Origin of the sequence: Streptomyces sp. NBC_00247 (genome assembly GCF_036188265.1) — a bacterium.
Lineage (GTDB): Bacteria > Actinomycetota > Actinomycetes > Streptomycetales > Streptomycetaceae > Streptomyces.
Map to the genome: position 1 here is coordinate 4,899,014 of NZ_CP108093.1, position 11,009 is coordinate 4,910,022.

The 11,009-nt window shown below is 72.7% G+C and carries 19 protein-coding genes; 2 read left to right on the forward strand and 17 right to left on the reverse strand.

Annotation, left to right across the window (positions count from 1 at the left end; genetic code table 11):
• Window positions 1-8 precede the first annotated feature (8 nt).
• The 6 genes from OHT52_RS21200 to OHT52_RS21225 form a co-directional block, all read right to left on the reverse strand.
• A complete protein-coding gene (locus tag OHT52_RS21200; RefSeq protein WP_328721753.1) occupies window positions 9-608 on the reverse strand; it encodes a hypothetical protein in 600 nt (199 codons plus the stop codon).
• Window positions 605-1,114 (reverse strand): hypothetical protein, encoded by a 510-nt coding sequence (locus OHT52_RS21205; RefSeq protein WP_328721754.1) that lies wholly within the window; start codon window positions 1,112-1,114, stop codon window positions 605-607. Before OHT52_RS21205 ends, OHT52_RS21200 begins: the two co-directional genes overlap by 4 nt.
• Entirely contained in the window at window positions 1,111-1,686 is a 576-nt protein-coding gene (locus tag OHT52_RS21210) for a hypothetical protein (protein ID WP_328721755.1), read from the reverse strand. The genes OHT52_RS21205 and OHT52_RS21210 overlap by 4 nt, the downstream gene beginning before the upstream one ends.
• Window positions 1,683-2,552: a protein transporter Sec31 gene (locus OHT52_RS21215; protein ID WP_328721756.1), complete on the reverse strand. Its 870-nt coding sequence runs from the start codon at window positions 2,550-2,552 to the stop codon at window positions 1,683-1,685. Before OHT52_RS21215 ends, OHT52_RS21210 begins: the two co-directional genes overlap by 4 nt.
• A gap of 2 nt (window positions 2,553-2,554) precedes the next feature.
• On the reverse strand, window positions 2,555-3,022 hold the full coding sequence (locus OHT52_RS21220; RefSeq protein ID WP_328721757.1) for a hypothetical protein: 468 nt from the start codon (window positions 3,020-3,022) through the stop codon (window positions 2,555-2,557).
• Between the two features lie 174 nt (window positions 3,023-3,196).
• Window positions 3,197-3,826, reverse strand: a complete 630-nt coding sequence (locus tag OHT52_RS21225) for a hypothetical protein (protein ID WP_328721758.1) — start codon at window positions 3,824-3,826, stop codon at window positions 3,197-3,199.
• 82 nt (window positions 3,827-3,908) lie between these two features.
• On the opposite strand from OHT52_RS21225, the gene OHT52_RS21230 reads away from it, so the two are divergent.
• The gene (locus tag OHT52_RS21230) at window positions 3,909-4,124 is read left to right on the forward strand and encodes a type II toxin-antitoxin system prevent-host-death family antitoxin (RefSeq protein WP_328721759.1); all 216 of its coding nucleotides are present in this window, start codon (window positions 3,909-3,911) and stop codon (window positions 4,122-4,124) included.
• Window positions 4,125-4,221: 97 nt separating this feature from the next.
• Window positions 4,222-4,440, forward strand: coding sequence for a hypothetical protein (locus OHT52_RS21235; RefSeq protein WP_328721760.1), 219 nt, complete (start codon window positions 4,222-4,224; stop codon window positions 4,438-4,440).
• A 3-nt stretch (window positions 4,441-4,443) separates the two neighbouring features.
• Here the strand turns inward: OHT52_RS21235 and OHT52_RS21240 are convergent, their stop codons facing one another.
• From OHT52_RS21240 to OHT52_RS21290, 11 genes are all read right to left on the reverse strand, one after another.
• Entirely contained in the window at window positions 4,444-5,382 is a 939-nt protein-coding gene (locus OHT52_RS21240) for a hypothetical protein (protein ID WP_328721761.1), read from the reverse strand.
• A gap of 99 nt (window positions 5,383-5,481) precedes the next feature.
• On the reverse strand, window positions 5,482-5,733 hold the full coding sequence (locus OHT52_RS21245) for a hypothetical protein (RefSeq protein ID WP_328721762.1): 252 nt from the start codon (window positions 5,731-5,733) through the stop codon (window positions 5,482-5,484).
• Window positions 5,730-6,338: a WDGH domain-containing protein gene (locus OHT52_RS21250; RefSeq protein ID WP_328721763.1), complete on the reverse strand. Its 609-nt coding sequence runs from the start codon at window positions 6,336-6,338 to the stop codon at window positions 5,730-5,732. The genes OHT52_RS21245 and OHT52_RS21250 overlap by 4 nt, the downstream gene beginning before the upstream one ends.
• Complete coding sequence (locus OHT52_RS21255; RefSeq protein WP_328721764.1) at window positions 6,335-6,973, reverse strand: hypothetical protein; 639 nt, start codon at window positions 6,971-6,973, stop codon at window positions 6,335-6,337. The genes OHT52_RS21250 and OHT52_RS21255 overlap by 4 nt, the downstream gene beginning before the upstream one ends.
• Complete coding sequence (locus OHT52_RS21260) at window positions 6,970-7,260, reverse strand: hypothetical protein (protein ID WP_328721765.1); 291 nt, start codon at window positions 7,258-7,260, stop codon at window positions 6,970-6,972. Before OHT52_RS21260 ends, OHT52_RS21255 begins: the two co-directional genes overlap by 4 nt.
• Window positions 7,257-7,913, reverse strand: coding sequence for a hypothetical protein (locus OHT52_RS21265; protein ID WP_328721766.1), 657 nt, complete (start codon window positions 7,911-7,913; stop codon window positions 7,257-7,259). Before OHT52_RS21265 ends, OHT52_RS21260 begins: the two co-directional genes overlap by 4 nt.
• 35 nt (window positions 7,914-7,948) lie before the next feature.
• Window positions 7,949-8,476, reverse strand: a complete 528-nt coding sequence (locus OHT52_RS21270) for a zinc finger domain-containing protein (protein WP_328721767.1) — start codon at window positions 8,474-8,476, stop codon at window positions 7,949-7,951.
• Entirely contained in the window at window positions 8,476-8,922 is a 447-nt protein-coding gene (locus OHT52_RS21275) for a hypothetical protein (protein WP_328721768.1), read from the reverse strand. The genes OHT52_RS21270 and OHT52_RS21275 overlap by 1 nt, the downstream gene beginning before the upstream one ends.
• Window positions 8,922-9,146, reverse strand: a complete 225-nt coding sequence (locus OHT52_RS21280) for a hypothetical protein (protein ID WP_328721769.1) — start codon at window positions 9,144-9,146, stop codon at window positions 8,922-8,924. Before OHT52_RS21280 ends, OHT52_RS21275 begins: the two co-directional genes overlap by 1 nt.
• The gene (locus tag OHT52_RS21285; protein ID WP_328721770.1) at window positions 9,143-9,883 is read right to left on the reverse strand and encodes a zinc finger domain-containing protein; all 741 of its coding nucleotides are present in this window, start codon (window positions 9,881-9,883) and stop codon (window positions 9,143-9,145) included. Before OHT52_RS21285 ends, OHT52_RS21280 begins: the two co-directional genes overlap by 4 nt.
• A 2-nt stretch (window positions 9,884-9,885) precedes the next feature.
• Complete coding sequence (locus tag OHT52_RS21290) at window positions 9,886-10,710, reverse strand: hypothetical protein (RefSeq protein ID WP_328721771.1); 825 nt, start codon at window positions 10,708-10,710, stop codon at window positions 9,886-9,888.
• Window positions 10,711-11,009 lie beyond the last annotated feature (299 nt).

Sequence of the window (11,009 nt, forward strand, 5' to 3'; positions counted from 1 at the left end):
GTAGACCGTCACGCGGCCTGCTGCTCGCCCTCGGCCGGGGAGGTGTCCGGGCCGGTGCCCGGGAGGTCGTCACGGTGCACCCCGTACGCCACCCGGCGGGACACCTTCACGGAGCGCCGTACGGGCACGCCGAGGAGTGGCAGCCGGGTGCGCAGGAGAGCCACCGTCCAGTCGGCCCCGTGGCCGTGCTGCTGGAGGTGCTCCAGGAGGGTCGCGAGGTGCACGCCGGGGCGGTCGCCGATGAGGGTCCGGATCAGGGCGAGGAGCTGCTCACGCTGCGCCGCGGTCTCCTCGGTCAGGGTGGGCTCCTTGTCGGGGATTGCGCGGATCGCCGCCCAGCACCAGGCGGGGACGGCGACCCAGAGGAGCACCGGCCAGTGCCGGAGGAGACGCCACCCGCAGTAGGCCCCGGCGGCGAGGACAGCGAGGCGCAGCATGCAGCCGAGGACAGCGGCGATGCCTTCGAGGTCGTCGCGGCGGCCGGCACGCACCCACGCGGACGCGCGGTCGGCGAGGTCGCGGAGCAGCTGCTGCTGTCCGGCGGTGAGGGTGCGGGCGGCGCGCTCGGTCCGGCTGTGCTCGGTGCTCTTCTTCGCGGGGCGGTTCACAGGGCGCCTGCCAGAATGTTCCCGGCACTCGTGCCCAGGCTGTTCGCAAGGTCGGGCAGGCCGGTCAGCATTCCGGCGACGCCTGCGGTGGCACAGAGGACGAACCCGGAGGCGAGCGCACCCACCAGTTTGCCCTTCTCCTCCTTCGGCGCGGCCTTGTACGTGGCGACGAGGAGCACCATCACGAGGAAGACCACGACGCCGCCCTCGGAGCTGAGGGTGCCGACGGACCCTGAGGCGATCGACGCGCCGGCATCGGTACCAGTGGCACCCGTGATGACCTTCCCGCCGACTCCGGAGGCGACCTGCCGGGTGCACCCGGCAAGCCACCCAGCGAGGCCTCCGGCGCATGCGGTGCCGAGGGCGCCGGTGATGAAGCCCTGGACGGTGGGGATCAGGTCTTTCAGGGCCCGGCCGCCGACCCACCACTTGCGGAGCTGGAGGCCGAGGATGGCGAGGGCGAGGGCGCACCCGGCGAGGGTGGCTCCGGTCTGGGCGGTGTTCACGGGCGCACTCCGGTGATCCAGGTGACGGGGTCGTAAAGGTTGATGGCCCCGGTGAGGCCGACGAGCGACACGGCGAGGAGCAGCAGGCGGCCGAGGTTGCCGCCGTTGCTGGTGGTGCGGATGGCGGTGATGACGAGTGGGGTACAGGCGAGGGCGTACCCGGCGCCCTGCCCCCACGTCTCTCGGGTCTCGGAGACGCCGTATGCCCAGATCGTGGCGAGGCTGTACCCGACCCCGGGGATCGGGAGCACAGCGAGGGCGAGGGCGCCACAGATCTGCCACGGCTTGCCGATGGTGCGGATCCACGCCCACAGCCGCTGGCGACGGGTCGGCTCGGGCGCGGGCTCGTACGCCATGACGACGTGAACGTGCATCTGCGGCGGGAGCGGTGCGGGCGCCGGGGCGGGCGGCGGCACGGTGGTGATCGGCGGCGGGGGCGGGACCGGCGGTGCAGCCGCGGCCGGTGCCGGGGTGCGCCACCACGGGGGGATCTCCCCCGGGAGCGGGCCCCGGTCAGGGAGCGGGGCGCCGGCCGGGATGATCCGGCTCGGGGTGATCGGGCGATCGTTCACGCTGACCTCCGGGCCATCCGGAGAGTCCGGAGGACGCTCTCCTCCTTGGCGTTGGCGTCGGCGACCTTCCGGACGTACCGGAGGACCGAGTCCGGTTCGGTGATGCCGCAGGAGAGGGCCGTCCGGACGGCATCCGCCATGGTCATGGGCCCGGAGACCGGCAACGCGGGACCGGTCCCCGGAGGCTGCTCCCCCTTCTCCGGAGTCTCCATGTCGTCCTCCGGAGTCTCCGGTGCGCCTCCGGAGGCGGCGGAGACGGCGGCCCGCTCGGCGGCGACGAGAGCCTCGGCGCGGGTGAGCTCGCGGCGTACGGCGACCATTGCGAGGTGCCCGCCAGCCTTGGCGCGCTGCCCGTCCACCCACTGCTGAGTACGGTCGTCGAGCGGCTTCGCGTGGTGGCGCAGCACCACGGTCCACATGCTCTTGGCGAGGCCGGACACGGCTGCGCCCACGAGCCCGATGGCGAACTGGTCGGCGATCCAGCCGTGCGCGCCGACGGCGCCCATGGCGATGGCGAGCGCCACGTACCCGGCACGGCGGGGAAGGGCGGCGCGCTCGGTGTCGTACCGGGCAAGCCACTCCAGGGCCATGCAGGACAGCCACACGAGATCGAAAACGGCGGCGGCGGCGTACGCGGCCGGGGTGATGGTGGCCCGGTCGAGGAGGTCGCCGATGCTGGCGGTGGACCAGGCGATGCACGCGACGGCGATGAACGCGGCGGCGGCGGTGACGGCGGTAAGGACGAGGCGGTCCCAGTCGCGCGGGGGGACGGGGACATCGACGGTGTACTTGTCGAGAACCATCTCGGTCTTGCCGTCGATGGTGTGCGGGACCAGGCGGGTCCGCTGGATGGTGCGGGTCTTCACGGTCAGGCCTCTCGGATGAGCGGCCGGGCGCCAGCCGCGTCGGCGGCGTGCGCGCGGGTGAGGGCGAGCTGGTCGCGGGCGGCTCCGGCGCGGGCGGGCTGCGCCGCGGCGTAGTCGGCGGCGGCCTGGCGGTGGAGCTCGGCGACGCGCTCGGCCGGGGTGAGGCGGCCGGCGGCGGCGCGGAGACGGAGGGCGTACTCGCCGCGGGTGATGGGCCCGGTGATGGGCGGCATCAGGCGCAGCAGGGCGCGCTCGATCTCGGCGGCGGTGGGGGTGCGGTATCCGGCGGTGTCCGTCGCGGTGTTCAGGGCGAGGGCAAGGCGTCGAGGCTCGGCGATGGTGGCGGTCGGGACATAGGTGGTGAGCCGGTCGGCGATGGCGAGGACCAGGGCGCGGACCTGGTCGGGCTGGGTGTCGCGGGCCCGGCGCAGCCCTTCGTCGGGCTGGGTGCGGTCGGTAGGTTCGGGCATGCCTGCCCCTTCGTGGAGGTTGAGGGTGGGCGGCTTGGCGGGTGTTTCAGCACCCGCCGGCGGAGGGCTCGGCGTTTCAGCGCCGGGCCCTTCTGCGTGCCCCGCCGCGGATTCGAACCGCGCGCCGTGGGCGCTGGGGGCGCCGTGGGCTTGCCTATGCGGGGCGGGTTGTGGTCAGAGATGCGGCTTGGCGTCGCAACGGGTGCAGTAGGTGTACAGGTCCGCGTACGTCGACGCCTGATGCTCGGCCTTCGTGCGGAAGTCGTACCCGTTGCCGTACAGCCACGGCCGGAAGCTGCGGTTGCAGACCGCCCGGCCGGACGCGGAGGCTTCGGTGAACTTGTGCAGCAGCGTCCCGTGGCTTGCCACCGACCACGGGGCGCTGTCCTCCGGCTTCTCCTCCGCCTCTACTTCGGCAGCGGAGACGAAAGATGCGGGGTAGGTCGACGTGGAGCGGTGCCGGTCATCGCGCACGGCCACGTATCCCGGTGCGGTGTGGATGTGATCGACGGTGCCGGTGATCGGGTCCTGGCCGGGGCGACGGACGACGACCGCCTGCCCCACCGTGAATCCCTCCGGCGCCGGCGCGTCGACCTCGACGAGCGAGACCCGGCGGCCGTCCTTGTAGGCGATGACGTGGTGTCCCTGTCCCGAGGACATCTCTCGGACCTTGGAGCGGCCGCCCATCATCGCGTCGTTTGCCTCGGCGAGCGCGTCCGCGACGGTCATGTGCGAGTCAATGCCGTCCTCGGTCCGGCGGTAGATCTTGCCGCGTGCGTCCGCCTGAACTTCGTACGTCTCCATCTGCTGCCCCTTCGTAGACTGCTTGCACTCAATGTACATCGCGCCCTTATGTACATCAAGCCCTATGGGTAAAGTAGCCGACATGGACGCCAACGCCCCCAACCAGTCGATCGCCGAAGCGCGCGCGAACCTCTCCGAGCTGCTCGCCTCGGTCCGGCTGCTGCGGCGCGTCTACTTCCTCACCAGCCGCGGGAAGCGGCAGGCGGCCGTCGTACCCGCTGAACTCGGCGAACTCATCGAGCAAGCAGGCGGCGCCGACGCGGCGGCCGCAGTACTGTCCGCACACCTGGCCAAGTAGCGGCCTCACTCAGAACGCAGCGAGCCCCCGCCCGGGTGGGCGGGGGCTCGGCAGCTGTCCAGATGCAGATCAGGCCTGGACCAGGCAGGGTCGGACCATGTCCGTACTGCCCGTGATCGTGTACCCGCCGTCGCCGACCGGCGGCCGCCGCGTCCGCATCGACGGTGAGATTCTCGGGCTCGCCCACGGGACCCGCGACATCGTCGAGTTCCTACGCCGCGCCGGCCTCGACGACATCGACGAGCACGACGTCGAGACGTCAGCACTGATCGACTGGCGCGGGGGCGGCCCCAACGTATGGTCGACCGCCCCCTGACCGTTACGCCGCGGCCGCCCGGTCCCGCGCCGCCGCCCGCTGCCGGCGCCGATCCTCCGTACGCCGAGCACGCCGCTCCTCTTCCGCCCGCGCACGCTCCGCCGCGTCCAGCGCCCGCTGCAGCGCCGCGAGCTGCTCGACCGACGACCACACCCGCGCCCTCCGGTCGATGTCGAACGGCACGGGCGCCGCACAGTCGATCAGCCCCGTAGCGCACGTCACGGCCGTGACCGTCCCGGCCTCCATGTGCATCACCAGATCACCGGCGCACCACGGGCACGGCATCGGCAGTACCGCCGAGGAGTACCCGATCCCGAGGACCCGATCGAGCCTGCGCGCCGCCTCCCGCGCGAACTCGGCGATCCTCTCCTGCTCGGCGTAGTGCGTCGGGCAGCACGGCCCGGCACCGACCCGCCCGAGCAGCCACCCGGCAGCCACCGGGGCGGTGCGCAGCGCCCGGTCCCCGCGGTGCCAGTCCACCGGGTCGGAGGCGTCCCGCTCAGCAATTGAGTCGGCGAGGGAGCAGAGGCCGATCTCGATCGCCCGGCACGCGTCGGCGACGTGCAACCGGATCGGCACCGGCCGTTCGCCGAGCTGCGCCGGGTCCCGGTCCGCGCGAACCGGGTGCGCGAGTCCCTCGCCGACGTGCTCGCAGTGCGCACACTGGTAGTAGAGCTGCCCACTCGCGTGCCGGACCGTCACGAGTTGCTGCGGGTGGTGGAGCGCGTGCGCAACCGCCGCGGCGAGGGACTGCTCGGCGGACACCTCGGCGGCGTCCTGGACGTCGAGCGCGCGGAGGTACGCGGCACCGGGCTGGGACGGCGGCCATGCGGTGCCGGGGCCGTCGGTGTCGAGGGCGTCGCGCAGGTGTTCCCAGTGATCGAGGATGTGCTGAAGATCCTCGGCGGCGGTACGAACGGGGCGGGTCGTGACGTAGTTCATGGCGGGCGTCTCCTGCGGTGCGTAGGGTGATCACACCGCGTGGGGCGCCCCGGACATCTGGCCGGATGGGGGCGCCCCGTCGTCATGCTGGGGCGGTACTCAGGTGGAGCGGCGGGTGCAGTGCCTGCCGTGCACAGTGCGGTCGGATGATTCCCAGGTAGGGCAGCACACGGTCCGCGCGAGTTGGTGACGGCGGTACGCCCGGTCAGAGGCTTCACCGGCCAGGACGCTCACGATGATGAGCACCCCGAAGACTCCGATGTGGTTGGTGAGCAGCGCGGCGAGGGCAAGCAGCCCGAGGGCGACGGCGGCGGTCATGCAGGTGCGTTGCAGGCGGCGGTAGTTGGTCAAGGCTGGGTTCCCGTCTGGTCGTCCTCGTCGAGGAAAACGATCTCGGTGGCGTTGACGTGCCCCTGGGTGAGGTCGCGGAGCCGCGCGTACTTCTGCTCCGTGGTGTGCCCGTCCCACACCGGGTCGGTGCTGGCGGTGGCCCGGACGTGCGCGAAGAGGTCCATGTCGCGGGGCGCGATGTGCCACGTCATCTGCCCGGCCGACGTCTCCACGGTGACGACGGCGTACTCGGGCGCCGCCGGGTCGGTGTGGCCGATGCGCGACGGGTGGAGTGCGGCGAGGTACGCGACGAGGTGGGCGCGCTCGCGGTACACGGCGCCCGTCGCAGCCTCCACCTCCCCGGCGTGTTCCAGGGCGCCGACGTAGGCGCGCTTGTTGCTCGCGCAGACCGCGGTGAGCGTGTCGATCCGGGCATACAGCGCGTCGAGCTGGTCGCTGGTGAGGTCGTCGAGCGGAATGCGGTCCATGCGGAACTCCTTCGGTATGGGCTGGCAGGTCTGCTCGTGCTCGACGAGCAGCTGCTCCGGTGTCTCGGGCCGCCACGCCCCACCGCACTGGTCGCACTGCCAGACGCGGCCGGCGGTGGTGACCGCGGCGAGGATCACGAGGACGGGGTGGGGTCGTGGGACTCGTCGGTCATGCAGGGGATGCAGAATCCCGGGCAGCGGTCGGGGGCGAGCTGCTCCAAGGGCGCGGCCAGCGGCTCGATGGGAAGGTCCGGGCGGATGTCCTTGAGGACGTCGTCGGTGACGCTGCGGGAGTCGCTGCGCATGGCTACGAAGCGGGCGCCGCATCCCTCGCCGGGGCGGGGGGTCCAGCCGGAGATGTCGTGGTGGTGGGTGTTGCGGGGCAGGGTGGATTTGCCGCAGCCTCCGCAGTGGGAGTCGCTGCGCCCGATGACGAGGGTGGCGGTGAGCTCCTGCCTGTCGGCCTCGGGCTGCTGCGCCTCGTCGGCCAGGCGGCGGAGGCGGCGCACGAGTCCCGTTGCAATGTCGAGCGAGCGAGCGCGGGCGTTCGGGTGGAAGTCGATGCCCGCGATCTCGTCGGCGGCAGCCCGCAGTCCAGCCGCGAGTTGCGCCGTCTCGGCGGCCCGGTCGGCGGGTGCGGGCAGGACGGCGAGGACCGCGTCGGCGTGGTCCCCGTACTCGTCGGGTTCCAGCATGTCCGTGTCCCAGGCGAAGCCCTCGGCCTCGCAGATCGCGCGACGGATCCGGTTGCGGAGGGTCGGCTGCTCGGTCACTTCGGCTCCTCGGTTCGGTGTTGCGCCCAGTTCGGGTCGTAGACGGGGGTGGGCGCGGTGCGGTCCTTGCGCCAGGCCCGGACGTTCGCTGCGCTCCGGCGGGGGTGCACGGTCCACGTCCAGGCGAGTGCCACCGCGAAGACGAGCTGCGCGACCCACCACGCGGGGTGGCGGCGCCCCTTGTCGAGAGCGCCCTCAGCCCAGTCGAGGCAGCGGGTGCCGGGCCGGTATCGGCCGAGCCCGTACCCGGCGGCCAGCGCGGCGGCGGCCACCAGGGCGGCCGTCACGGGGTCGGCTCCTCGGTCGAGGCGTCGGGCTCCTGGAACCGGCTGCAACTGCACGCGGCAACTCCGCACCCGGACTCGTTGCGGTGCCACGTCGCGGGGTGGCGGCAGGCGTCACACGGGGTGGAGAGGTAGGTCGTGACCGTCGGCGCGGCGGTCGGGGCGTTCTGCGGCGCGCCGTCGGCGAGCAGTTCGCGCAGCGCGTCGGCCACCAGGTTCGGGCCGACGGGGTGCGAGGCAGGCCACCCGTCGGGGCCTCGCTCCTGGTAGCGCATCTCGGAGCCCGGGTTGCCCAGCGCCGTGTACCGCTCGGTGAGGACGGCACACAGCCGGTCGGGGAGGTCCGTCTGGGTAGTCGGCTGCTGCACCTCGGTCACGGCGGGCACCTCCGGACCGCCCAGGCTGTCCCGTAGTGCGGCGGCCCGCTCCGGGTCCAGCTCCAGCCAGTACGGGGCACCGTCGGGCCCGGACAGCATGATCGTGGTGGTGTCGTCGTCGCCCCACATGACGTCGTCGAGACCCCACCGGAGCTGGGTGGGCTCCTGCTCGTCGGGTGTCTCCTCAGCCAACGAGGTGGGTTCTACCCCGGCAGTGGTCAGCGCGTCGACCACCGCGGTGATGTACGGGTCGTGCGGGAGGGCGCGGGGCTCGGTCATCAGGTACTCCAGGTGAGTTGAGTGGGCGGTACGGGTCACGCGGTCTGCGCGGCCCGATACGCGGCGGTCCGCGCCTGGTGGACGTCGCCCCGCCGCGGGCGGGTCCCGCCATGGCTGGTGCACAGCGCCCCCGGGGTAGCGCCGCACCCCGGGCAGGCGACGGTGATCTGCGGCAGAGACAGCGCGGGCGCAGGCTGCTCGGGCATGAGGGACTCCAGATCGAGTTGGCCGGCGGCGGAGATCGCCGCCCGGCGAGTGGCGGCGGCGGTATGCCGGTGGTGGTCGCGGTCGTAGTGCAGGTGGCACCCCTGACACATGGCCCGCAGGTTCGCCGGGTCGCAGTTTTCTGGGGTGTGGTCGAGGTGAGCGACGGTGAGGACTACGCGGGATCCCGTGCCGTAGGCCCGGCCGCCGTTGACGTTCGGGCAGCGGCCGGTGTGGGTGCCACGCCCGCACTCGCCGACGCACTCGCAGCGCAGGGCAGCCCGGCCGTGGCGGATGCTGAGGCTGATGGCGGGCCAGCCCGCCGGGTAACGGTCGCGGTTCTCCGGGCGGATCGGCATTAGGACGCCCGACCTTTCATAAGGAAGATGCTGTCGATCTGCGCGCGGAGCCGCTCGCGCATCGGTCGGTCCTCGACGTGGGCGGGGGCGACGCACCGCAGGTACTCGCAACCGGGCCGTACGTGCCCGATGGGGTCGCGGCCGTGCTGAATGCGAAACGCGACACGGTAAGCGGTGTAAACCGTGCCCTTCCACCGAACCGACGGGGTGTTCGTGTAGCTGGCGTAGCCGGTCCATTCCAGATGGCCCCCGTCAACCTGACGGGTGCGCGCCCAGAAGAGAGCCGCGAGGTCCGGGGCGGCGTCGCGGCCGCGCGTGCGTGGGGCGATACCGAGGGCCCGCCGGTGGGCGGCCGCCGTCCGGTTGCAGACATGGAGACGGCGAGTGATCGCTGCGTCGGAGAGGCCGTCGCGGAGCAGCGCGGCGATATCTGCGCGAATTTCCATCAGTTCACCGTTCGGTTGTTCGGGTTGGACGAGTCGGCAGTGCGCGCGGGGGCGCATCGCAGCCGGTGCCCGAGGTGCCAGTGCCAGCCGTCGCGGGCCAACTCGATGACTGCGAGCCGGCCGATCGTGTCGGGGCTCGCGCTCGGGTTCTCCTCGATGACTGCGGCCACGACCGCAGCGACCGCAGCCGGGATGCGGGAGCGCTCGGTGCGCGGGTACGTCATGACGCCGCCGCCGAGTTCGCCACCATCTGCTCCAGTCGGGCGAGCGACACTGCTCGGCGCCGCTCGATCTCCTCGGGGCTCTCCAGACCAGCGGGCTCCCCACGGGCAACGCGCGCCCGAGCAGAGTGAGGAATCTTCAGCGGACGCGGCTGTCGGTCGCCGGAGGGGAACCCGATTCGGCACGGTCGCCCGATCGCGGCCCCGCACTGCGGGCACTCCACCCCCAGCGGGCCCGGCCGCCGAACCGCGGCGATCGCCTCCGCGCTCGGCTGCGGTTCCTCGTCGTCCTCCGGGTACGCGCCGATTGCGGCGGACTCTCCGAACCGTCGTCGTAGCTCCGCCACGAACTCCGGCGGGGGCGGCCCGGTCAGCCGGCCGACCGGCTCACCCACGGTGCGCCCGGTAGCCACGGCGTCGATCTGCGCGCGTCGCCGCACTGCGGACTCGGCACCGGTCTCCGGGCCGGGAGGGGGGACGTACGCGGGCAGCGTGTCGCCGAGCCGTTCTTTGCGAATGGCCAGGCGCCCGGCCCGGACGTGGTGTGGCTGAATCCACAGCCGCTCGCCGGGTCGCTCCGGGGCCGTCCCGTAGTACCGGGCCACGGCGTCCAGCGCGTCACCGTCGCACGGGACGTCTCGGAGGGCTGCGGCCCATGCGGTGGCGTCGACCCGGCCGACTGTGCGGTTGTCGAATGCGGCGCAGTAGCCCAGCAGTTGGGCGGCATCTGCTTTGTCCATGATCACTGATTCCCTTCGGCTCGGAGCTCTGCGGCGAGGGCGAACGCCGCGGCGGTGCGCTGGTCGGCGGTGGAAGGCGAACCGCCCTGCCCTCGTCCAGTCGGGAGGTGCACGACGACTCCGCCCGGAGACGGGGCCGGGGGACGCTCGCTCTCGGCCCACTGCCGCCACCGACCGCCCCACGCCACGGCGGTACGCCCGTCATCCGTCATCCGGCGGACGAACTTGTGGGTGAGCGAGTCGAGTTGGTCGAGGGTGAGCGGCAGCATTCCCGCGTCCTGGCGTGCGACCTGCGCGGCGTGGACGTCGTCGCTGCTCGGCTCCCAGTCCGGGGCGATCCGCGACTCGACTGGGCGCGGCGGGCGCGGGCGTCGGGGCTCCTCCTCCGGCGGCGCGGCCTCATCATCGGCCGGCGGCTCGTCGTCGAACTCGGCCTGCCACGGCGCCGGGCCCGGGGGACGGCGCGGAGCCTGCCCGCGCTGCTGCCGCTTCTTCGCGGCCGCCTTCTCCCGTCCGGCCAGCACCTCGGCCCGGGACCGGTTGCCGCTGTCGGCCGCAAGATAGTCGTGCATGTAGTAGTCGCCCGGCCGCGGCTGCGGGCAGTTCGAGCACGCGTGGCCGTGTGCGTGCCACAGCCCGACGTCCAGCAGATTCTTGATCTGCGGGGCGGTGCCGTAGCTCTTGGCGATCTCTCCGGGCACGTGCCCGTCGAGGAGCTGCTGCCCTACGTATGAGCCGATGCGCGCCCACAGTCCGACCGCCGCGTTCTTGGCACGCAGGATCTTCGGGTGGTTGTGCGCCCCGTCGTCCACGGCGAAATACGACATCGGATCTCCTGGTTCAGAGCGTGAGTTGCCCGGCCGGGGCCGGGGATGTGCGACGGGCCCGGACCGGCGGCGGGGCCACAGGGGCGGTGCACTCGTGGTCGACGACGTGCTCGTGCGGGCACGGCGTCGCCTGCCGGTGGCATGACGCCCACCGCAGGTCGGGCCCGTACTTCGTGTGGTGCAGGCACCAGTCGAGCCGGTTCGGCTCGCGCATCCCCCGGGCCACTGCCGGTGAGTACCGCGTCTCCTCAGCGGTCACATCGAGCGCAGCGATGCGGCCGACGAGCTGCCGAAGCACG

What these genes read in the sequence shown, in the direction of transcription:
- OHT52_RS21220 (WP_328721757.1), bottom strand. Translation starts at nt 3,022, where the DNA reads ATGCCCGAACCTACCGACCGCACCCAGCCCGACGAAGGGCTGCGCCGG.
- OHT52_RS21240 (WP_328721761.1), bottom strand. Translation starts at nt 5,382, where the DNA reads ATGAACTACGTCACGACCCGCCCCGTTCGTACCGCCGCCGAGGATCTT.
- OHT52_RS21230 (WP_328721759.1), top strand. Translation starts at nt 3,909, where the DNA reads ATGGACGCCAACGCCCCCAACCAGTCGATCGCCGAAGCGCGCGCGAAC.
- OHT52_RS21265 (WP_328721766.1), bottom strand. Translation starts at nt 7,913, where the DNA reads ATGACCGAGCCCCGCGCCCTCCCGCACGACCCGTACATCACCGCGGTG.
- OHT52_RS21225 (WP_328721758.1), bottom strand. Translation starts at nt 3,826, where the DNA reads ATGGAGACGTACGAAGTTCAGGCGGACGCACGCGGCAAGATCTACCGC.
- OHT52_RS21290 (WP_328721771.1), bottom strand. Translation starts at nt 10,710, where the DNA reads ATGTCGTATTTCGCCGTGGACGACGGGGCGCACAACCACCCGAAGATC.
- OHT52_RS21235 (WP_328721760.1), top strand. Translation starts at nt 4,222, where the DNA reads ATGTCCGTACTGCCCGTGATCGTGTACCCGCCGTCGCCGACCGGCGGC.
- OHT52_RS21275 (WP_328721768.1), bottom strand. Translation starts at nt 8,922, where the DNA reads ATGGAAATTCGCGCAGATATCGCCGCGCTGCTCCGCGACGGCCTCTCC.
- OHT52_RS21285 (WP_328721770.1), bottom strand. Translation starts at nt 9,883, where the DNA reads ATGGACAAAGCAGATGCCGCCCAACTGCTGGGCTACTGCGCCGCATTC.
- OHT52_RS21280 (WP_328721769.1), bottom strand. Translation starts at nt 9,146, where the DNA reads ATGACGTACCCGCGCACCGAGCGCTCCCGCATCCCGGCTGCGGTCGCT.
- OHT52_RS21270 (WP_328721767.1), bottom strand. Translation starts at nt 8,476, where the DNA reads ATGCCGATCCGCCCGGAGAACCGCGACCGTTACCCGGCGGGCTGGCCC.